The organism is Rahnella sp. BIGb0236 (assembly GCF_004364755.1).
GTDB classification, from domain to species: Bacteria; Pseudomonadota; Gammaproteobacteria; order Enterobacterales; family Enterobacteriaceae; genus Rahnella; species Rahnella victoriana.
In genome coordinates this window covers 1-19,699 of the sequence record NZ_SOAO01000009.1, presented here as the reverse complement: position 1 = coordinate 19,699, position 19,699 = coordinate 1, and the positions used below count along the sequence as shown (strand labels likewise).

Genomic DNA, 19,699 nt, shown 5'->3' with positions numbered 1-19,699 from the left:
AACTCTCAAAAGCTAAAACAACGCAGTCCACTCTTACGTATTCACCAGCAAGAATAAGGGTTCACCATGCGCACAACACTGATCAATAAAGCACTCATCCTCGCAGTATCCATGGCGACTCCCGCCGCTTTCGCCGCCGATTTACCGGGCAAAGGCGTGGTCGTTAAACCGTTGCAAAGCACTATTGCAGAAGAAACTTTCCAGACCGAACTGGTTAACCGCGCGCTGGAAAAACTGGGCTACGACGTTCAGCAAACCGGCGAAGTGGATTACAACGTGGCGTATACCGCCATCGCCAGCGGTGATTCCACTTACATGGCTGTGAACTGGGATCCGCTGCAAAAAGATATGTATGCCGCCGCCGGTGGCGACCAGAAATTTTACCGTCAGGGCACCTTTATTGGCGGCGCGGCGCAGGGTTATCTGATCGACAAAAAGACCGCCGAAAAATACCACATCCACGATTTGTCGCAGCTGAAAGACCCGAAAATCGCCAAACTGTTTGACGCCGACGGCGACGGCAAAGCCGATATGGCCGGGTGTAATCCGGGCTGGGTCTGCGGTCAGGTGATCAATACGCAAATTAAAGCGTACGGCCTGAGCGATACCGTGACGCAAAACGAGGGCAACTATTCGGCCATTATCGCCGACACCCTCACCCGCTTTAAATCCGGCAAACCGGTGCTGTATTACACCTGGACACCGTATTGGGTCAGCAACGAAATGAAACCGGGCAAAGACGTGGTCTGGCTGACGGTGCCGTTCTCGGCGAATCCGGGTTCACTGAAAGACATGGATACCACGCTGCCGAACGGCAAGAACTATGGCTTCCCGGTCAATAACGAACACATCGTGGCGAACAAAGCCTGGGCGGAGAAAAACCCGGCGGCCGCGAAGCTGTTCGCCATCATGAAACTGCCACTGGCCGACGTGAATGCGCAAAACCTGCGGATGCATGAAGGGGAATCGTCTTCTGAGGATATCCAGCAACACGTTGATGGCTGGATCAAAGCACATCAGGCGACCTTCGATGGCTGGATCAAAGAAGCTGCCGCTGCAGCAAAATAACGCATGATAAAATCTGAGGAATTTATGAAAAAGACAGGAATCTGGGCGGTTGCCGCCCTCACAACATTTGCCACAGCCACCACCTTCGCCGCCGATTTGCCGGGTAAAGGGATCACCGTGACACCTATCCAGAGCACCATCAGTGAAGAGACATTTCAGACCGAGCTGGTGAATAAAGCGCTGGAAAAACTGGGCTATGACGTTCAGCCGACCCGCGAAGTCGATTACAACGTCGGCTACACCACCCTTGCCGCCGGTGACGCGACCTTTACCGCCGTCAACTGGTCGCCGCTGCATGATGAAATGTACAAAGCCGCCGGTGGCGACAAGGTGTTTTATCGTGAAGGTACCTACGTGACCGGTGCCGCGCAGGGCTGGCTGATCGATAAGAAAACCGCCGAAAAATACCACATCACTAATATCGAACAGCTGAAAGATCCGAAACTGGCGAAACTGTTTGATACCAACGGTGACGGCAAAGCCGATCTGACCGGTTGTACGCCGGGCTGGGGCTGTGAAGCGGCGCTGAATGAGCAGCTGAAAGCCTACGGTCTGGAAGATACCGTGACCCACAATCAGGGTAACTACTCTGCGATGATCGCCGACACCATCACCCGTTACAAAGAAGGGAAACCGATCTTCTATTACACCTGGACGCCGTACTGGGTCAGCAATGTCCTGATCCCGGGCAAAGACGTGTTGTGGATGCAGGTGCCGTTCTCGGTAGTGCCGGGGGATAAAAACGCCGATACCAAACTGCCAAACGGCAAAAACTACGGTTTCCCGGTGAGCACCATGCACATCGTGGCGAACAAAGCCTGGGCTGAGAAAAACCCGGCGGCGGCAAAACTGTTTGCCATCATGAAACTGCCGCTGAAAGACATCAATGCGCAGAACGCCGCTATGCATGCCGGTAAAAATTCAGAAGCCGATATCGATGCGCAGACCGACGGCTGGATCAAAGCCCACCAGGAACAGTTCGACGGCTGGGTAAAAGAAGCCGCCGCAGCAGCGAAATAACGCCATTACAGACTCAGTAAGACCAGCGGGCGGGGAGAAATCTCCGCCCGTTTTTTTGTGTGTGATTGAGTCCGTGTGTATTCGTGTGTATAATTATTCCTCGCCAAGGAGAGCCCATGAAATCGACGGAATTGATTAAAGCGCTGCTTGCAGCGGGTTGTGAACTCAAGCGTCACCGGGGAGGAAGTCATCAAATTTGGTGGTCACCCATCACCAACAAAACATTTCCCGTTCCCCACCCCAAAAATGATTTACCTGTGGGAACTCTCAAATCCATTATGAAAATGGCAGGGATATGATCCTGCAACCGGAGGTTGAATATGTTCTTTTCAGTCGGTCTTGAAACGCCAAAAGATGACAAAACCGCCTACGGTATGGTGGTGCCTGCCTTTACCGCGTTTGATTACGGATGTTTTTCTGCGGCGGATACCCGTGAAGAAATCGGCCCTATGGTTCGCGAAGCCATCCTGATGACAGTAGAAGACTTGATCGAAAGCGAACGTTTCGTGGTTGACGACATTTTTGACGCGGGCCATTTAGTCTATGCCGCCAGTCCCGAATATGCCGACTTCGATACCTGGTTTCTGATTGATATTGATCTCTCAGAATTCGAAGGGAAAGCACACCGGATCAATATTTCGCTGCCTGACACCCTGATCAAACGCATTGATAATAAAGTTAAAAACCACCCGTCGTATCGCGACCGCAGCCATTTTCTGGCGATGGCGGCACGTAAGGAATTGCTGGCCTGACAATCTGGCAGCAGGAAATGCCTCCTGCTGCTGCTTCCTTGTTACTGCGTCTATTACAGAATCAGATAGTTGCCATTAAAACTATTCATTGGTTTAATATTTCAACCAAAACGATAATCGTCTTTCGCATTTCCCTGCTCCTTCAATAAGATCCGTTAAGTCTCATTATGAAAAAAACGACCACACATTCTCCGCTCAGCCCGGCGCTGATTATTCTGATGGCGGTGGCCACCGGGCTTGCCGTCGCCAGTAACTATTATCCGCAACCGCTGCTCGACACCATTGCGCGTGCGTTCAGCCTGTCGGTCAATCAGGCCGGTTTTATTGTGACTGTGGCGCAGCTCGGTTACGCCTGCGGTCTGATGTTTATCGTGCCGCTCGGCGATATGTTTGAACGTCGCGGGCTGATTGTGCTGATGACTCTGCTTTCCGCTGCCGGATTGCTGATCACCGCGATGGCACCGACGCTGACCATCATGCTGGTCGGGACGGCGCTGACCGGACTGTTCTCCGTCGTGGCACAAATTCTGGTGCCGCTGGCCGCCACACTGGCGGAGCCGGAGCGTCGCGGTAAAGTCGTCGGGCTGATTATGTCCGGCCTGCTGCTGGGCATTCTGCTGGCGCGAACCGTTGCCGGTGCGCTGGCGTCGCTGGGCGGCTGGCGGACGGTGTACTGGGTCGCCAGTGGGCTGATGATCGTGATGGCGCTGGTGCTGTGGCGTAAGCTGCCAAAGCATCATCAGAAAACCGATCTGAATTATCCGCAGTTGCTGAAATCCATTTTTACGCTGTTTATCCATACGCCGGTATTACGCACCCGTGCGCTGATTGGCATGTTCTGCTTCGCCAACTTCAGCATTCTGTGGACGTCGATGGCGTTCCTGCTGGCGGGTCCGGCCTATCACTATTCTGAAGGCGTCATTGGTCTGTTTGGCCTGGTGGGTGCTGCCGGGGCGCTGGCGGCGACCCGTGCAGGCAATCTGGCGGACAAGGGCAAAGCGCATCTGACCACCACGGTCGGGCTGGTGCTGTTATTGCTGTCGTGGGCCGCCACTGCGTACGGGCAGCACTCAGTGATTTCGCTGATTATCGGCATCATCATTCTGGACCTTTCGGTTCAGGGAGTGCATATCACCAACCAAAGTGTGATTTATAAAACCATGCCGGAAGCGCGTAACCGCCTGACCGCAGGTTACATGACGACATACTTTATTGGCGGTGCAGTGGGTTCCCTGGTATCCGCTTCGGCCTATCAGGCGGCGGGCTGGTACGGGGTCTCGGCAGCAGGCACCCTCATGTGTGTGCTGAATTTACTGGTCTGGTGGAAAGGCCATAAGTACACGCTGGCCTGATAACGTACGAAACTACATCAGGAGGGAACCATCACCCCTCCTGATTAGCTTGCGAATAATCATTGGAGAAATTTATTTGAACCAAAGGGTGTTAACGATACTTACAGTCTGGTAATGTTTACGCCATGAATTATTCGCCGGCAACTATCCGGTTTCACAATGTTTTAAACACCCATGCAAACCAATCCAGATCTCGAAGCACCCGACCCCGTCCGTGTTTCCACCTTCGCACAAGGTATTACCGATAGCCTGCCCATTGTGATTGGCTATGTGCCTGTCGCGTTTGCCTTCGGACTCAGTGCAGTCAAACTGGGTTTCACTCCCGCTGAAAGTCTGCTGTTTTCCATTCTCATCTATGCTGGCGCCAGCCAGTTTGTGATCACCGCGCTGCTCAGTGCCGGAATGTCGTTATGGATTTCCGCCCTGACCGTGATGGCGATGGATGTGCGTCACGTGCTGTACGGCCCGTCGCTGCGTAACCGGCTGGTGAGCAAACTCAATGGCAGAAAAACCGCACTCTGGGCATTTGGCCTGACCGATGAAGTGTTCGCGGCCGCCACCGCCAAACTGATCCGCGATAAACGCAGCTGGAGCGAAAACTGGATGTGCGGCATTGCGCTGTCTTCCTGGCTTTCGTGGGTGTTCGGCACCGCCATAGGTGCGCTGTTCGGTAATGGTCCGCTGGAGAATTTCCCGGCCATCGAAGCCGCACTCGGCTTTATGTTACCGGCGCTGTTCCTGAGTTTTCTGCTCGCGGCGTTTAAGCGCCAGCAAAGCCTGGTGTTTGTTGCCTCGCTGGCCGGTGCGCTGGGCGGGCTGCTGTTCGGGTCGATCCCCGCCGCCATCGGTTGCGGTCTGGGCGCGGGGTGCATTGCGGCCCTGCTGCAACGCCCGGTATCCCCTTCTGCCACGGAGATCACCTCAGATGAGCACTGATGTCATTCTGGTGTGTCTGCTGGTCGGCACCGTCAATTATCTGTTCCGCTATCTGCCTTTGCGTCTTGGCGCACGACAGAAATCAGGACTGAAAAGTGGCCCGTTATCCCGCGTGCTCGACAGCATTGGTATCGCCTCAATCTGCGCGCTACTGGTGGTGTCAAGCACGCCTGAAATCCTGCGCGATCCGCAAAAACTGCTGCCCTCACTGGCCGGTTTTGTGGTGCTCGCGCTGATTTTCTGGCGAACCAAAAGCATCATTATTGCCACACTGACCGGCGCTGTGGTGTACGGCCTGGTGTTCAAGGTGATGATGCTGGCGGGATGAGGCTATTTTTTACCGTAAAGCAACAACCGGGCAAACTCTGCCTAATACATTAAACATCGAATAATTCACCGGAGTTATGAATAACACTAATTGCTAAAGAATTGGTGATTCATGACATTGATATTATTAATTACCGTCGTTACTATGTCATTCGTAACTAATGAGGCTTCTCATATGGACAGTTCATTCGCGCCAATTGAAAACATGTTAAATTTCCGGGCTAAGAAGCAAAAAGATTTCCCTTATCAGGAAATTCTGCTGACCCGCCTCTGTATGCACATGCAAAGTAAATTGCTTGAAAACCGTAATAAAATGCTGAAAGCACAAGGGATTAATGAAACGCTGTTTATGGCGTTACTGACTCTTGATGCGCAGGAAAGTCACAGCATTCAGCCTTCTGAGCTAAGCTCTGCGCTGGGTTCTTCACGCACCAACGCCACCCGTATTGCGGATGAGCTGGAAAAGCGCGGATGGATCGAACGCCGTGAAAGCGATAACGACCGCCGGTGCCTGCATTTGCACCTGACGCCCGACGGTGAAGCCTTTATTCAGAAGTTACTGCCGCCTCAACATAAGAGCCTGCATTTTCTCTGGTCGACCTTAGACGCCGATGAACAGAAGCAGTTAGAAACCCTGACGCGCAAACTGTTAACCCGCCTTGATCAGATGGATGCGACAGCACTACAACAATTCTAGATTTCAGTTCAGGTAAACCACACATGTCACTCCAAGCTCGCCGGAGGCTTACGCCGCTGTTTGCCGTTTTGATATTGGCTGGCTGCGCCTCCGGTAATAATATTGCTCCTCAGTCGTCGCTGCTGGATACGCAACAGCTTCATCTGCAGCAGGCAAAAGTCAGTTCCCTGACCCTCGGCCCTCAGTGGTGGCGCAGTCTGAATGACCCGCAACTCGATAATCTGATGACCACGACGTTGCAGAATTCGCCTTCATTGCGTCAGGCCGCCGCCCGCGTGCGCGAAGCGCAAAGCGTGATGGGAGAAGCCAATGCCGCCAATGGCCCTTATCTGGATTTGAATGGTTCAACGCGTCGTGAACGTGTGGCAAAAAACACGATCCCGCCGTTCCTGACCAGCTATCCCGAAGCGCCAATTTACGACAGCAGCAACAGCCTCGGGCTGAATCTGAGCTATGAGTTTGACTGGTGGGGGAAATACCGCAATCAGGTGAATGCCGCGAAAGCACAGGTGGATTCCGCCCGTGCCGAACAGGCTGAAGCCGCTCTGACGCTGACCAGTTCGGTGGCGTCAGCCTATTATGCGTTGCAGGCCAATCTTGCCTTGCAGGATGTTCTGCAACACGAAGTGGATAACAATCAGCGTCTGGCCGATTTGCGCAAAGCGCAGTATCAGGCAGGCGTGTACGGCATTGAAATTCCGCAACAAACCCAGGCGCAGGCCGACAGCGCCAAACAACAGATCATCAATCTGAAATCGCAAACAGAACAGCTGCGACATCAGCTTTCTGCGCTGGCCGGACGTGGCCCGGATGCAATGGACGGACTGCACGCCGTGGCGCTGCCTTCCCCTGACGCGCTGGCACCGAAAGCGGAGCTGACGCTGGATTTACTCGGCAAACGCCCGGACATCGCTGCACAGCGTGATCTGGTGGAATCCTGGTCCCAGCGTGTCAGTGCCGCGAAAAAAGAATTTTATCCCAGCCTTTCCATCAGTGCCTTCGGCGGTCTGACGACCACCAATTACGGCGGCACCAGCCCGAATCTGTTTGAAGCGGCCAGTACCGCCTGGAATATCGCGCCCGCCATTTCGCTGCCGATTTTCCACGCCGGTGCATTGCGCTCCAAACTGGGCGAAGAGTCCGCGTTATATGACCAGTCTGTTGAGTCGTATAACCAGACCATCCTGAACGCCATCCAGCAAACTGCGGATGCCATTACTGTCTCGAAAAGCAGCGCTGAACAATTGCAGCAGGCGTCTTCTGCCGCTAAATCGCTGGATGAGGTGTATCGCGTTTCGGATGCAAGATACAACGCTGGCGTCATCGGACGGGATGAGCTGTTAACCAGCCAGTCAGCGCTTCTGCAACAACAACAGGCGCAACTTACGGCCAGCAGTCAGTTGATGCAGGCAAAAATCAGTCTCATCCGTGCGCTTGGGGGTGGCTATCAGGCCCCGGCTGCGGACCAAAAATCATAATAAAAGACTCAGTGTGGAGAAGACCATGAGCGCAAATGCCGATACTCAGGCAACGCCGCAAGCTCCGAAAAATAAGAAGAAAACGCGCAAAGTCGCGATGCTCTTGTTAACCGGGATTTTCATTATTATTGCCATCGCCTACCTGTTCTACTGGCTGCTGGTGTTACGTCATTTCGAGTCCACCGACGATGCGTATGTGGCCGGTAATCAGGTTCAGATTATGGCGCAGGTGTCGGGTAGCGTGACCGACGTCAATTTCGACAGCACCGACTTTGTGAAAAAAGGTGACGTGCTGGTGACCATCGACCCGACCGATGCTGAGCAGGCGTTCGAACGCTCTAAAACGGCGCTGGCGAACAGCGTGCGTCAGACGCATCAGTTGATCATCAACGGTAAACAATATCAGGCCAATATCGCGCTGCGTCAGACGCAACTGCAACAGGCGCAGACTGACCTCAAGCGCCGCATCGTGCTGGGTAATGTCGATGCGATTGGCCGTGAAGAACTGCAACACGCCCGTGACGCCGTCGATACCGCGAAAGCGCAATACGATGTCGCCGTTCAGCAATACAACGCCAATCAGGCGATGATTCTGGATACGCCGGTCGATAAGCAGCCGCAGGTTCTTCAGGCCGCCGCTCAGGTGCGCGATGCATGGCTTGCCCTGCAACGCACCAAAGTGCGCAGCCCGATTGACGGTTTCGTCTCACGTCGTGCCGTACAGATTGGTCAGCAAATCAGCCCGACAACCTCCCTGATGGCCGTGGTTCCGGCGCATCACATCTGGGTCGACGCTAACTTTAAAGAAACCCAGCTGGCAAATATGCGTATTGGCCAGATGGCGACCGTGGTCAGTGACATGTACGGCGATGACGTGAAATATCACGGCAAAGTCGTCGGTATGGACATGGGCACCGGCGGCGCGTTCTCGCTGTTACCGGCACAGAATGCCACCGGCAACTGGATCAAAGTGGTTCAGCGCCTGCCGGTGCGTATCGAACTTAACGATCAGGAAGTGGCTGAACATCCGCTGCGTATCGGTTTATCGACGCTGGTAACGGTCGATACGCAGAATCGTGAGGGTCTGGTGCTGGCCGATAAAGTCCGCAGCGAACCGCTGTATCAGACGACCGCGCTGACGCTGGATCTGGCACCGGTCAACGCCATCATTGCTGACGTTATCCATGCCAATGCAGGCTAAAACATCCGGAGGCCTTCGTGGCAAATAAACCGCTGGTAGGCGCCCCGCTGGCCTGGATGACGGTGGCTTTGTCTTTGGCTACCTTTATGCAGGTGCTGGACTCGACGATCGCCAACGTGGCGATCCCGACCATCGCCGGGAATCTGGGTGCCTCGAACTCGCAGGGCACCTGGGTTATCACGTCATTCGGGGTGGCGAATGCCATCTCAATCCCGATCACCGGCTGGCTGGCAAAACGCATTGGTGAGGTCAAACTCTTCCTGTGGTCAACAGTGCTGTTTGCAATTGCATCGTGGCTGTGCGGTATGTCGACCAGCCTGGAAATGCTGATTTTCTTCCGTGTGGTGCAGGGCGTGGTGGCAGGTCCGCTGATCCCGCTTTCGCAAAGTCTGTTACTGAATAACTATCCGCCAGCCAAGCGAAGTACCGCGCTCGCGCTCTGGTCGATGACGGTGATCGTCGCCCCGATCTGCGGGCCGATCCTCGGCGGGTATATCAGTGATAACTATCACTGGGGTTGGATCTTCTTTATCAACGTGCCGATCGGTATTGCGGTGGTGTTCCTGACGCTGAAAACGCTGAAGGGCCGCGAAACCGCCACGCAGATCAGACCCATCGACAGTGTCGGGCTGGTGCTGCTGGTGCTGGGTATCGGTGCCTTGCAGGTGATGCTCGACCGGGGTAAAGAACTCGACTGGTTTAACTCGACGGAAATTATCGTGCTGGCGGTCGTGGCGGTGGTCGCGCTCTGTTTCCTTGTGGTCTGGGAACTGACCGACGACCATCCGATCGTCGATCTGTCACTGTTTAAATCGCGAAACTTCACCATTGGCGTGCTGTGTATCAGCCTGGCCTACATGCTCTACTTCGGCGCAATTGTGTTGCTGCCGCAGCTATTGCAAGAGGTCTATGGGTATACCGCCACCTGGGCCGGTCTGGCGTCCGCGCCGGTAGGGATTTTACCGGTACTGATGTCGCCGATTATCGGTCGTTTTGCGCACCGTCTGGACATGCGAAAGCTGGTGACCTTCAGCTTTATCATGTACGCCTACTGCTTCTTCTGGCGTGCATATACGTTCGAACCGGGGATGGATTTTGGCGCATCGGCGTGGCCGCAGTTTATTCAGGGCTTCGCGGTCGGCTGCTTCTTTATGCCGCTGACCACCATTATTCTGTCCGGTTTACCGCCTGAACGTATGGCGGCGGCATCGAGTTTGTCGAACTTTATCCGTACGCTGGCCGGTTCGATTGGTACGTCGATCACTACCACCCTGTGGTCGAACCGTGAATCGCTGCACCACGCGCAGCTGACGGAAAACATCACGCCGTTTAATCCGGCGGCGACGCAGACCTATCAGCAGCTCGAAGGCATCGGGATGAGCCATCAGCAGGCATCAGGCTGGATAGCGCGGGAGATCACGAATCAGGGACTTATCATCTCTGCCAATGAGATTTTCTGGTTATCCGGCGGCGCATTCCTGGTGCTGCTGGTCTTGATCTGGTTCGCCCGACCGCCATTCACCAGTGGTGGCGGAGCCGGTGGCGCGCACTGAGTCAGGTATTCCCTGAATGTCAGAAAGCAAAACGGACGCATTATGCGTCCGTTTTTTATGGCTGAAACCGGGCAATTATGCCTGGTTCTGACGCCACCATTCTGCCAGCAAAATACCGGATGCCACGGAAACGTTGAGGCTTTCCACTTTGCCGGTACCACCGATTGACACGCTCAGGTCGCCCTGTTGCCAGGCGCTGTCAGACAAACCGTCGCTCTCTTCACCCAGCACCAGCACCATTTTGGCCGGTAACTGTGCTTTGCCCAGCGCCGTACCTTTATGGCTGGACGTGGTCACGATGGTGTATCCCGCGTTACGGAAGGTTTCCAGCACTTCAAGGAAGTTATCCGCGCTGATGGCCTTAACGTGCTCCGCGCCGCCTTCCGCGGTACGGACTGCCGCGCCAGATTCCAGCTGAGCCGGATCCTGAACCATCATCCCGTTGATACCGAAATGCGCACAAGAACGCATGATACCGCCGAGGTTGTGCGGGTTGCCGACGTTTTCCAGCGCCAGTACGCAGTCTTTCGCCGGAGCCGTTTGCAGATAGGTTTCTGCATCCAGGCCCTGACGTTTTTTGATCAGGAAACACACGCCGCCGTGGTGTTCGGTACCGGACGCTTTCGCCAGTTCGTCATCTTCAACCACATGGTAGGCTTTGCGGTTCGCCGCCATCCAGCGCAGTGCTTCACGAAAACGCGGGGTCACGGATTGCACAAACCATGCACGGACGATAGCGTCCGGACGGCTGGCAAACAGGGCCTTACAGGCGTTTTCGCCATACACGCGGGTTTCTTCCTGACGCTGACGACGCAGCTGTTCAGGATCGATAAAGCTTTTGCCGCTGATACCGCCGTGATCCGGGACGGATTCATCCGCCGGTGGACGGGAGACCGTTTTCCACGGCGAAGAGTACGGGCCGTCGTCGTCACGCGCAGGACGACGCGGGCGATCATCACCACGGCGTGGTGCCGGGCCGCGGGAATCACCACGGGAATCGCTGCTGCGACGCTCATTGCGGCGGGCATCGTCTGGACGGGAACCCTGGCGAGGTTTATCGCCCGGACGTCCTTTATTGTTAGAAGGACGTTTATCGTTATTGCGGTTATCGCCGTCGTCGTCACTACGGACGTACATCACTTTGACTTTGCCGTTCTTGCCACTGAATGAATCGTTCATTTTTCTCTCCACCTACGCGCAGGGCGCGAAGATTACCTGATGTCTGTGAGCTACGCCACAGGCTTTGGACCAAAAGCTAAAAACTATCGTAATCATTGAATAAACCACGTTGTTTACGTGACGTACCAACCCCATACTTACAACATACAAGCAACATATCAGCCGTGTTCTTTACCGCTTTTAAGGATAAAACCGGGGTTGTGGTTGATACCATTCTCACGTTAAGCAATGTAGAGGCTATTTTATGAATACGGTTTGTTCATCATGTCAGGCCACCAACCGCCTGCCTGAGGATCGTATCGACGACGGCGCAAAATGCGGTCGTTGCGGTCATGCACTTTTTGAAGGCGATGTGGTTCACGCAACCGCTGCCACGCTGGATAAATACCTGCAGGATGATCTGCCGGTGGTCATCGATTTCTGGGCACCGTGGTGTGGACCTTGCGTTAACTTCGCGCCAATTTTTGAAGATGTGGCTCAGGAACGCGCCGGTAAAATCCGCTTCATCAAGGTGAACACCGAAGCTGAACCTGAACTGAGCGCGCGGTTCCGTATCCGCAGTATTCCGACCATTATGGTGTTTAATGAAGGCAAAATGGTCGATATGTTGAGTGGTGCCATGCCTAAAGCGCCGTTCAACAACTGGCTTAATGAATCATTGTAACGCATAAGCCATCATAAAGCCCTGCCGAAGGCCCGTCACCGCACGGGCCTTTTCCGTTCAGAACACAAGCCACTTGCCTGCTGCTGCCGGGCGATTAGAATAGCCGTTTTTCGAATACCGGAATGCCTATGTCAGACAACGCCGTCCTTCGCCTGCGTGAGCAGCGTTTAGCCCGATCCACCCGCCCTTTTCTTGCGCGTGGTTCACGGGCCATCCGCTGTCAGTCGTGCCTGTTACCCAAACGTAACTGCATCTGCGCCACCCGCGAAATCCATCAGGCCGCCAGCCGTTTTTGTCTGGTGATGTTTGACACTGAGCCGATGAAACCGAGCAATACCGGCCGGTTAATCGCAGATGTCTTGCCGGATACTCAGGCATTTTTGTGGTCACGCACGCAAACCGATCCGGCGCTGCTGGAAGCGATTGCCGACCCGGAACGTCAGGCTTACGTGGTGTTTCCGGCTTCTTTCGCCGAACCGCCGCGTCAGGTGTTTACCGACGTGCCGGCAGGCAGCAAACCGCCTTTGTTCATTATGCTCGACGGCACCTGGAACGAAGCCCGCAAGATGTTCCGCAAAAGCCCGTATCTGGATAATCTGCCGGTTTTCTCTCTCGATGTAAGCGCCAGCTCCGGCTATATCCTGCGTGAAGCCTCACGCCCGGAACTGCATTGCACCGTCGAAGTGGCCGCCGCATTGCTGGAAAAAGCCGGTGATCTCGACGCCTCGGCAGGCCTTTCACGCCACTTTACCCATTTCCGCACCCAGTATCTGGCCGGGAAACCCCATCATCCGGTGCATCAGCTCACAGCAAAGAACGAAGAAAGCCTCTAGAATCATGGGAAGATGATGAACCGGAGACGTTATGAGTCAGCGCGGACTGGAAGCCTTATTACGACCTGAATCTATCGCGGTCATTGGCGCGAGCAATAAACCGGGGCGGGCCGGATATCTGATGATGCGTAATCTGCTCGACAGCGGATTCAATGGCCCCGTGCTGCCGGTTACGCCCGCTTATCGCGCGGTGTGCGGCGTACTGACCTGGCGGGATGTCGCCAGTCTGCCGATGTCGCCCGATCTCGCCATTCTCTGTACCCACGCTGACCGTAATCTTGCGCTGCTCGAACAGCTCGGTGAGCGGGGCTGTAAAACCGTCATTGTGCTTTCCTCACAGCCGCAGCAATTCGCCGATCTGAAAACCTGCGCCCAGCGTTTTTCGATGCGCCTGCTCGGCCCCAACAGTCTGGGTATTCTCGCACCCTGGCAAAAACTGAATGCCAGTTTTTCACCCGTGCCCATTCTTCCCGGCAAGCTGGCGTTTATTTCGCAATCGGCGGCCGTCGCCAATACCATTCTCGACTGGGCACAGCAGCGCGCCGTGGGTTTTTCCTATTTCGTGTCGCTGGGTGACAGCCTGGATATTGATGTGGACGACCTGCTCGATTTCCTCGCCCGCGACAGTAAAACCAGCGCCATTCTGCTGTATCTGGAACACATCAGCGATGCGCGGCGTTTTCTTTCCGCCTCGCGCAGTGCATCCCGTAATAAACCGATTCTGGTGATCAAAAGTGGTCGCAGCGGTCAGGCGCAGCAATTACTCAACAGCCCGCTGAGCCTCGATGCCGCCTATGATGCAGCGATCCAGCGCGCCGGTTTGCTGCGCGTGCAGGATACCCATGAATTGTTTTCCGCCGTCGAAACCCTGAGTCATATGCGGCCTTTGCGGGGTGAGCGTTTACTTATCATCAGTAACGGTGCCGCTCCGGCTGCCATGGCGTTGGATCAGTTGCTTGCCCGTAACGGCAAACTGGCGAAACTGAGTGATGAGACCTGTAAAACACTGAGTGCCGTTCTGCCTGACAATATCGCCGTCTCGAATCCGCTGGATTTACACGATGACGCCACGCCAAAGCTCTATCAGGCGGTAATGACCGCACTGCTCGACAGCACCGATTACGATGCGCTGCTGGTGATCCACGCGCCCAGCGCAGCGGCACATGGCACAGTGACCGCCAGTCATCTTATTGACGCCGTCCAGAAGCATTCACGCGGCAAATACATCACGCTGCTGACCAACTGGTGCGGGGAGTTTTCGTCGCAGGAAGCCCGCAAGCTGTTCACCGAAGCCGGGATCCCGACCTATCGCACGCCGGAAGGCACGGTGACCGCGTTTATGCACATGGTGGAATATCGCCGCAACCAGAAACAGCTGAAGGAAACCCCGGCGCTTCCGGCGGATCTGGAACAAAACACCGATCAGGCGCATCAGCTGATCGCCCGGACGCTGGCGGAAGGCACCACGCAACTGGATACGCATGAGGTCCGGGCGATATTGCAGGCGTACGGCATGAATGTGCTGCCGACATGGATTGCCAGCGACAGTGCCGAAGCCGTTAATATCGCCAGTCAGGTGGGTTATCCGGTGGCACTGAAATTGCGCTCCCCGGATATTCCGCATAATTCTGAAGTTCAGGGCGTCATGCTGTATCTGCGTACACCGGCCGAAGTTGAGCAGGCCGCCAACGCTATTTTTGACCGCGCCAGACAGGCTTTTCCGCAGGCAAGGATCCAGGGACTGCTGGTGCAAACCATGGCGAACCGGCCCGGGTCGCAGGAACTCCGTGTGGTGGTCGAACAGGATCCGGTCTTCGGCCCGCTGATCATGCTGGCCGAAGGCGGCATTGACTGGCTTCCTGAAAGACAGGCGGTGATTTCCCTGCCACCGCTGAACATGACGCTGGCGCGTTATCAGGTGGTTCAGGCGCTCAAAAGCGGCAAAATCCGCGGCCGCAATGCCCTGCATCCTCTGGATATTCCGGCACTGAGTCAGTTGCTGGTGAATGTTTCGAACCTGATTATCGATTGCCCGGAAATCCAGCGACTGGATATCCATCCCCTGCTGATTTCCGGCAGTGAACTCAGCCTGCTGGATGTGTCGATGCAGCTGTCAGCGCAGGGAACGGCATCAGGGCTGGCGATCCGCCCCTACCCGCGTGAACTGGAAGAGCGCGTGATACTGAAAGACGGCTCACCCGCATTGTTCCGGCCTATCCTGCCGGAGGACGAGCCGCTGCTGAAAGCGTTTATACTGAAAGTGACCAAAGAAGATCTGTATTACCGCTACTTCAGTGAGATCAATGAGTTCACGCATGAAGATTTAGCGAACATGACCCAGATCGACTATGACCGGGAAATGGCCTTCGTCGCCATTCGCACAGTGAATAATGAAAACGAAATTATCGGCGTCACCCGGGCGGTCTCAGACCCGGATAATATTGATGCTGAATTCTCGGTACTGGTGCGGTCGGATCTGAAAGGTCTGGGACTCGGAAGGCGACTGCTTGATAAGATGATCCATTACGCGGCAGAGCACGGCCTGCAACGTCTGACCGGCATTACCATGCCCAATAACCGTGGCATGATCACGCTGGCCAGAAAACTGGAATTCGACGTCGATATTCAGATCCAGGACGGCATTGTGAACCTCTCACTGACACTGGAAAAGACCCGCATTTCACAGCAGAAAACCGTGAGCCTGCGCCATGAACAGGCAAAAGATGCGCACATGGGACAGGACTAATGGTATTATCGACCGATTGTGCGGTTACCATCGTCTGCTTGTGCCGCTAAAGCCATTACATGAAGAGAGAAGAAGCGCACTGTGATGTTGTCAAAATTTAAACGTAATAAACATCAACAACACCTTGCTCAACTGCCTAAACTCCCCCAAACGGTTGATGCTGTAAAAACGCTCTACTGCCCTGCAGATTTCCGTAAGACGCTGCTCGAAGCCATTGCTCACGCCACCCAACGGATTTATCTGGTCGCGCTCTATTTAGAGAACGATGATGGCGGTCGTGATGTATTGTCGGCGCTCTATGCCGCTAAGCAGCAGCGTCCGGAACTGGAGATTTGTGTGCTGGTTGACTGGCACCGCGCTCAGCGTGGCCGCATTGGCGCGGCTGCAGCAAATACTAATGCTGACTGGTATTGTCGCATGGCTAAAGAGCACCCTGAGCTTTCCGTGCCGGTGTACGGCGTTCCGGTCAATACCCGTGAAGCATTGGGCGTTTTGCATCTCAAAGGCTTTGTGATTGACGATCAGGTGATTTACAGCGGTGCGAGCCTCAATGATGTTTATCTGCATCGCCATGAGAAATACCGCTACGACCGCTATCAGTTACTGACCAACGCACCGCTGGCAAATACCATGATCGACTTTATGAAAAAATCGATCCTGACCGCAGCTGCCGTCCAGCGCCTTGATCGTGAAGATCGCCCGAAAAGCATTGAGATCAAAAACGAAACGCGTCAGTTCCGCCAAAACCTCCGTACCAGTGGTTACCATTTCAAGGACAGCGCAGGGAATGATGAGCTGGCGGTGATACCGATTGTCGGTCTTGGGAAGCAGAATGAGCTGAACCGGACTATCCACCATCTCATGGCCAGTACGGATCATAAGCTGACGCTGTGTACGCCTTATTTCAATATGCCTGCTATGCTGGCACGCAATATTATTCATCTGTTGCGACGTGGGAAGCAGGTCGAAATTATCGTCGGTGATAAAACCGCGAACGATTTTTACATCCCGCAGGATCAGCCGTTTAAAATTATCGGTGCCTTGCCGTATTTGTACGAGATTAACCTGCGTCGCTTCCTGAGCCGTTTACAACGTTTTGTTGACAGCGGACAGCTGATAGTTCGCCTGTGGAAAGACGGCGATAACAGCTATCACCTCAAGGGAATGTGGGTGGATGACCGCTGGCAGCTGATCACCGGAAATAACCTCAATCCCCGCGCCTGGCGTCTGGATCTTGAGAATGCCATTCTTATCCACGATCCGCATAAAGAACTCGCAGAAGCGCGATATAAAGAGCTGGAAGAAATTCGCCAGCATACGCATGTGGTTTCTCACTATATGGAACTGGAAAGTATTCCAAATTACCCGGTTAAAGTCCGTAAGCTCATCCGGCGCCTGCGCAGAATACGTATTGACAGATTAATCAGCCGGATCCTGTAATTGGCTATACTGAAAGCCTGATTATTCTGATCGGGCTTTTTTTTATCTGGAATTCCACGTTATGACTCAACGTTCTATTGTGACCTTCAGATTATCTTTTATCGCGCTGATATTGGGATGCAGCGGATGTACCCATTATGCGAATGATCCGTGGACCGGAAAAGATAAGGCAGAACATTTTGTCGGTTCAGCAGTATTAGCCGCAGCAGGCACGGCCTACGGTGATCATCAGGGTTGGAATGAAGCGCGCAGCCGTTCATTCGGACTGCTGTTTTCTGTCGGGCTCGGCGCAACCAAAGAGCTGTACGACAGCCGGGAAGGAGGCAGTGGCTGGAGCTGGAAAGATTTCGCCTGGGATATTGCAGGTGCCGCCACCGGGTACAGCGCGTATCATCTGACCCGTTATTAAAAGTGCGTCCCTGCACTTTCTTTTGCGTAAATTACAGCTGTATTTCCTTACCTTTGCGATGCAATTTCATCGAAACAATCAACGCGATGAAGCACATTACGCAGACATACCAGAAAAAGACTTCCTCTATATTCCAGGATTTAAATGTCAGCGCGACATATTCCGCCGAGCCGCCAAAAACAGCATTCGCCACCGCATACGATAATCCCACGCCTAGTGCCCTGACTTCCGGCGGGAACATTTCTGCCTTTAATAATCCGCTGATTGAGGTATAAAAACTGACGATCAGCAACGCCAAAACAATCAAACCAAAAGCGATATAAGGGCTGGTGACAGTTTGTAAAATATATAAAATCGGGATGGTGAATACGGTCGCCAGCCCGCTGAATATCAGCATTGAACTGCGGCGACCTATTTTGTCCGATAGTCCGCCAATAATGGGCTGTAAACACATAAAGACAAATAAGGCGACAGTCATTAATGCGCTGGCGGTTTTGGTATCCATTCCGGCGGTATTCACCAGATATTTTTGCATATATGTCGTGAAGGTATAGAACGTCAGAGAGCCTGCCGCCGTAAATCCCAGCACCATCATGAACGCTTTTTTATGCTTCCATAATCCTGAAAGCGTACCTGCATCTTTGTGTTCACGGGTCTGTTTATCTGACGTTTCATTCAGTGAACGACGCAGGAATAAGGCGACGACAGCCAGCACAGCACCCAGTGCAAAGGGAATCCGCCATGCCCAGGATTTGAGTTCATCATTCGAGAAGATTTGCTGCAATATTACCAATACCAGAAGAGCCAGTAATTGCCCGCCAATCAGCGTCACATATTGAAAAGAAGCATAAAATCCGCGTCGGCCTTTAATCGCCACTTCACTCATATACGTGGCACTGGTGCCGTATTCCCCACCGACAGAAAGCCCCTGAAACAGACGGGCGATGAGCAATAAGATGGGTGCCCAGCTACCTATCGTCGCGTAGGTAGGCAAACAGGCTATGACCAGTGAACCGCAGCACATCATGCAGACCGAAATCATCATTGAATTCTTGCGGCCGTGTTTATCGGCGATATAGCCAAATAACCATCCGCCAATAGGACGCATAAAGAACCCGGCAGCGAAAACACCCGCCGTTTGTAATAACTGAGTTGTGCTGTTTCCGCTGGGGAAAAATGAAGAGGCAAAGTAGAGCGAGCAAAAGGAGTAGACGTAGAAATCAAACCATTCCACCAGATTTCCCGAAGACGCCCCCACAATAGCGAAAATACGTTTCTTCTTATCTTGCTGATCGTGATGATCAGGCTGGGATCCCAGAGTATCCATCATATTACTTTCTCCTGACAGCGCTCACCCGGAATGTGAGACTGCTACTTATTATTCGGTTAGAAATATTGAGTTAAGCAACGAATGAATAAATAAGGGAAATTAATTTGGTTATTACCTGAAGTTGCGGTGTTTTTTGTGACGGGAAGCGCGATTAAGGGTGTATTAGTCGTCAAATTTTCTATAGCAAAAAGCCCTGTACGTCAGTACAGGGCTTTCCACTTATTTGATGCCTGGCAGTTGATGACCCACTCCGTGGCTCACCCTTCGGGCCGTTGCTGCGCAACGTTCAAAAGGCTTTGCCTTTTGTCCTGCTCTCTTCTCGTGTAGCCAACCACCTGATAGCAGTAAAGCCAAAAGCCCCACACTTTCGTGCGGGGCTTTTGGCTTTATTTGATGCCTGGCAGTTCCCTACTCTCGCATGGGGAGACCCCACACTACCATCGGCGCTACGGCGTTTCACTTCTGAGTTCGGCATGGGGTCAGGTGGGACCACCGCGCTACTGCCGCCAGGCAAATTCTGTTTCATCCATACCGCGTCATGTCATGATTTCTCACCACACACCGCCATACGAACCAATCTCGGAACAATCAGCTGAAAATCTACTTCAAAGTCTCTGCTAAAACACCTTTGGTGTTGTAAGGTTAAGCCTCTCGGGTCATTAGTACTGGTTAGCTCAATGCATCGCTGCACTTACACACCCAGCCTATCAACGT

Annotated in this window: 18 protein-coding genes and 2 rRNA genes; 16 read left to right on the top strand and 4 right to left on the bottom strand. The window is 53.8% G+C overall.

All coding sequences use genetic code 11. The features are described 5' to 3' along the window. Positions 1 to 66: 66 nt before the first annotated feature. The 11 genes from proX (EDF78_RS17360) to emrB all read left to right on the top strand — a co-directional run bounded on the left by proX (EDF78_RS17360) (position 67) and on the right by emrB (position 10,384). Positions 67 to 1,068 carry a glycine betaine/L-proline ABC transporter substrate-binding protein ProX gene (gene proX / locus EDF78_RS17360; protein WP_133823565.1) on the top strand — a complete coding sequence of 334 codons (1,002 nt, stop codon included), beginning with the start codon at positions 67 to 69 and terminating at the stop codon, positions 1,066 to 1,068. A gap of 24 nt (positions 1,069 to 1,092) precedes the next feature. Next, on the top strand, positions 1,093 to 2,088 hold the full coding sequence (gene proX, locus EDF78_RS17355; RefSeq protein WP_133823564.1) for a glycine betaine/L-proline ABC transporter substrate-binding protein ProX: 996 nt from the start codon (positions 1,093 to 1,095) through the stop codon (positions 2,086 to 2,088). Positions 2,089 to 2,204: 116 nt separating this feature from the next. Beyond that, positions 2,205 to 2,387, top strand: coding sequence for a type II toxin-antitoxin system HicA family toxin (locus EDF78_RS17350; protein ID WP_015695973.1), 183 nt, complete (start codon positions 2,205 to 2,207; stop codon positions 2,385 to 2,387). Between the two features lie 21 nt (positions 2,388 to 2,408). Then, positions 2,409 to 2,840: a type II toxin-antitoxin system HicB family antitoxin gene (locus tag EDF78_RS17345; RefSeq protein WP_095923412.1), complete on the top strand. Its 432-nt coding sequence runs from the start codon at positions 2,409 to 2,411 to the stop codon at positions 2,838 to 2,840. Positions 2,841 to 3,007: 167 nt separating this feature from the next. Further along, the gene (locus EDF78_RS17340; protein WP_095923415.1) at positions 3,008 to 4,192 is read left to right on the top strand and encodes an MFS transporter; all 1,185 of its coding nucleotides are present in this window, start codon (positions 3,008 to 3,010) and stop codon (positions 4,190 to 4,192) included. Positions 4,193 to 4,366: 174 nt separating this feature from the next. Further along, positions 4,367 to 5,128 (top strand): AzlC family ABC transporter permease, encoded by a 762-nt coding sequence (locus EDF78_RS17335; RefSeq protein ID WP_133823563.1) that lies wholly within the window; start codon positions 4,367 to 4,369, stop codon positions 5,126 to 5,128. Next, positions 5,118 to 5,456: an L-valine transporter subunit YgaH gene (gene ygaH, locus EDF78_RS17330; protein ID WP_133823562.1), complete on the top strand. Its 339-nt coding sequence runs from the start codon at positions 5,118 to 5,120 to the stop codon at positions 5,454 to 5,456. Before EDF78_RS17335 ends, ygaH begins: the two co-directional genes overlap by 11 nt. A 174-nt stretch (positions 5,457 to 5,630) precedes the next feature. Continuing rightward, a complete protein-coding gene (mprA, locus tag EDF78_RS17325) occupies positions 5,631 to 6,152 on the top strand; it encodes a transcriptional repressor MprA (RefSeq protein WP_095923421.1) in 522 nt (173 codons plus the stop codon). Positions 6,153 to 6,175: 23 nt separating this feature from the next. Further along, a complete protein-coding gene (locus EDF78_RS17320; protein ID WP_095923423.1) occupies positions 6,176 to 7,630 on the top strand; it encodes an efflux transporter outer membrane subunit in 1,455 nt (484 codons plus the stop codon). 25 nt (positions 7,631 to 7,655) lie between these two features. Then, positions 7,656 to 8,831, top strand: a complete 1,176-nt coding sequence (emrA, locus tag EDF78_RS17315; RefSeq protein WP_095923425.1) for a multidrug efflux MFS transporter periplasmic adaptor subunit EmrA — start codon at positions 7,656 to 7,658, stop codon at positions 8,829 to 8,831. A gap of 17 nt (positions 8,832 to 8,848) precedes the next feature. Beyond that, the gene (gene emrB / locus EDF78_RS17310; RefSeq protein ID WP_133823561.1) at positions 8,849 to 10,384 is read left to right on the top strand and encodes a multidrug efflux MFS transporter permease subunit EmrB; all 1,536 of its coding nucleotides are present in this window, start codon (positions 8,849 to 8,851) and stop codon (positions 10,382 to 10,384) included. Between the two features lie 75 nt (positions 10,385 to 10,459). Here emrB and EDF78_RS17305 read toward each other — a convergent pair whose 3' ends face one another. Further along, a complete protein-coding gene (locus EDF78_RS17305; RefSeq protein ID WP_095923430.1) occupies positions 10,460 to 11,563 on the bottom strand; it encodes a tRNA/rRNA methyltransferase in 1,104 nt (367 codons plus the stop codon). A 244-nt stretch (positions 11,564 to 11,807) separates the two neighbouring features. Here EDF78_RS17305 and trxC point away from each other — a divergent pair, with 244 nt between their 5' ends. The 5 genes from trxC (at position 11,808) to EDF78_RS17280 (ending at position 17,655) form a co-directional block, all read left to right on the top strand. After that, positions 11,808 to 12,227: a thioredoxin TrxC gene (gene trxC, locus EDF78_RS17300; RefSeq protein WP_015695963.1), complete on the top strand. Its 420-nt coding sequence runs from the start codon at positions 11,808 to 11,810 to the stop codon at positions 12,225 to 12,227. Between the two features lie 128 nt (positions 12,228 to 12,355). Next, the gene (locus EDF78_RS17295) at positions 12,356 to 13,060 is read left to right on the top strand and encodes a tRNA-uridine aminocarboxypropyltransferase (RefSeq protein ID WP_095923432.1); all 705 of its coding nucleotides are present in this window, start codon (positions 12,356 to 12,358) and stop codon (positions 13,058 to 13,060) included. A 31-nt stretch (positions 13,061 to 13,091) separates the two neighbouring features. Continuing rightward, positions 13,092 to 15,806 (top strand): bifunctional acetate--CoA ligase family protein/GNAT family N-acetyltransferase, encoded by a 2,715-nt coding sequence (locus tag EDF78_RS17290; RefSeq protein ID WP_133823560.1) that lies wholly within the window; start codon positions 13,092 to 13,094, stop codon positions 15,804 to 15,806. Positions 15,807 to 15,890: 84 nt separating this feature from the next. Next, positions 15,891 to 17,246: a CDP-diacylglycerol--serine O-phosphatidyltransferase gene (gene pssA, locus EDF78_RS17285; RefSeq protein ID WP_166654468.1), complete on the top strand. Its 1,356-nt coding sequence runs from the start codon at positions 15,891 to 15,893 to the stop codon at positions 17,244 to 17,246. Between the two features lie 61 nt (positions 17,247 to 17,307). Next, on the top strand, positions 17,308 to 17,655 hold the full coding sequence (locus EDF78_RS17280) for a YfiM family lipoprotein (protein WP_095923439.1): 348 nt from the start codon (positions 17,308 to 17,310) through the stop codon (positions 17,653 to 17,655). 31 nt (positions 17,656 to 17,686) lie between these two features. Here the strand turns inward: EDF78_RS17280 and EDF78_RS17275 are convergent, their stop codons facing one another. From EDF78_RS17275 to EDF78_RS17265, 3 genes are all read right to left on the bottom strand, one after another. After that, complete coding sequence (locus tag EDF78_RS17275) at positions 17,687 to 18,985, bottom strand: MFS family transporter (protein ID WP_119822929.1); 1,299 nt, start codon at positions 18,983 to 18,985, stop codon at positions 17,687 to 17,689. Positions 18,986 to 19,380: 395 nt separating this feature from the next. Further along, a 5S ribosomal RNA gene (gene rrf, locus EDF78_RS17270) occupies positions 19,381 to 19,496 on the bottom strand. Between the two features lie 127 nt (positions 19,497 to 19,623). After that, positions 19,624 to 19,699: ribosomal RNA gene (locus tag EDF78_RS17265) — 23S ribosomal RNA — on the bottom strand; the annotation flags it as partial.

What these genes read in the sequence shown, in the direction of transcription:
- EDF78_RS17350 (WP_015695973.1), top strand. Translation starts at nt 2,205, where the DNA reads ATGAAATCGACGGAATTGATTAAAGCGCTGCTTGCAGCGGGTTGTGAA.
- EDF78_RS17295 (WP_095923432.1), top strand. Translation starts at nt 12,356, where the DNA reads ATGTCAGACAACGCCGTCCTTCGCCTGCGTGAGCAGCGTTTAGCCCGA.
- EDF78_RS17305 (WP_095923430.1), bottom strand. Translation starts at nt 11,563, where the DNA reads ATGAACGATTCATTCAGTGGCAAGAACGGCAAAGTCAAAGTGATGTAC.
- pssA (WP_166654468.1), top strand. Translation starts at nt 15,891, where the DNA reads ATGTTGTCAAAATTTAAACGTAATAAACATCAACAACACCTTGCTCAA.
- EDF78_RS17280 (WP_095923439.1), top strand. Translation starts at nt 17,308, where the DNA reads ATGACTCAACGTTCTATTGTGACCTTCAGATTATCTTTTATCGCGCTG.
- ygaH (WP_133823562.1), top strand. Translation starts at nt 5,118, where the DNA reads ATGAGCACTGATGTCATTCTGGTGTGTCTGCTGGTCGGCACCGTCAAT.
- EDF78_RS17345 (WP_095923412.1), top strand. Translation starts at nt 2,409, where the DNA reads ATGTTCTTTTCAGTCGGTCTTGAAACGCCAAAAGATGACAAAACCGCC.
- EDF78_RS17335 (WP_133823563.1), top strand. Translation starts at nt 4,367, where the DNA reads ATGCAAACCAATCCAGATCTCGAAGCACCCGACCCCGTCCGTGTTTCC.
- emrA (WP_095923425.1), top strand. Translation starts at nt 7,656, where the DNA reads ATGAGCGCAAATGCCGATACTCAGGCAACGCCGCAAGCTCCGAAAAAT.
- mprA (WP_095923421.1), top strand. Translation starts at nt 5,631, where the DNA reads ATGGACAGTTCATTCGCGCCAATTGAAAACATGTTAAATTTCCGGGCT.
- proX (WP_133823564.1), top strand. Translation starts at nt 1,093, where the DNA reads ATGAAAAAGACAGGAATCTGGGCGGTTGCCGCCCTCACAACATTTGCC.
- proX (WP_133823565.1), top strand. Translation starts at nt 67, where the DNA reads ATGCGCACAACACTGATCAATAAAGCACTCATCCTCGCAGTATCCATG.
- EDF78_RS17320 (WP_095923423.1), top strand. Translation starts at nt 6,176, where the DNA reads ATGTCACTCCAAGCTCGCCGGAGGCTTACGCCGCTGTTTGCCGTTTTG.
- EDF78_RS17290 (WP_133823560.1), top strand. Translation starts at nt 13,092, where the DNA reads ATGAGTCAGCGCGGACTGGAAGCCTTATTACGACCTGAATCTATCGCG.
- EDF78_RS17340 (WP_095923415.1), top strand. Translation starts at nt 3,008, where the DNA reads ATGAAAAAAACGACCACACATTCTCCGCTCAGCCCGGCGCTGATTATT.
- trxC (WP_015695963.1), top strand. Translation starts at nt 11,808, where the DNA reads ATGAATACGGTTTGTTCATCATGTCAGGCCACCAACCGCCTGCCTGAG.
- EDF78_RS17275 (WP_119822929.1), bottom strand. Translation starts at nt 18,985, where the DNA reads ATGATGGATACTCTGGGATCCCAGCCTGATCATCACGATCAGCAAGAT.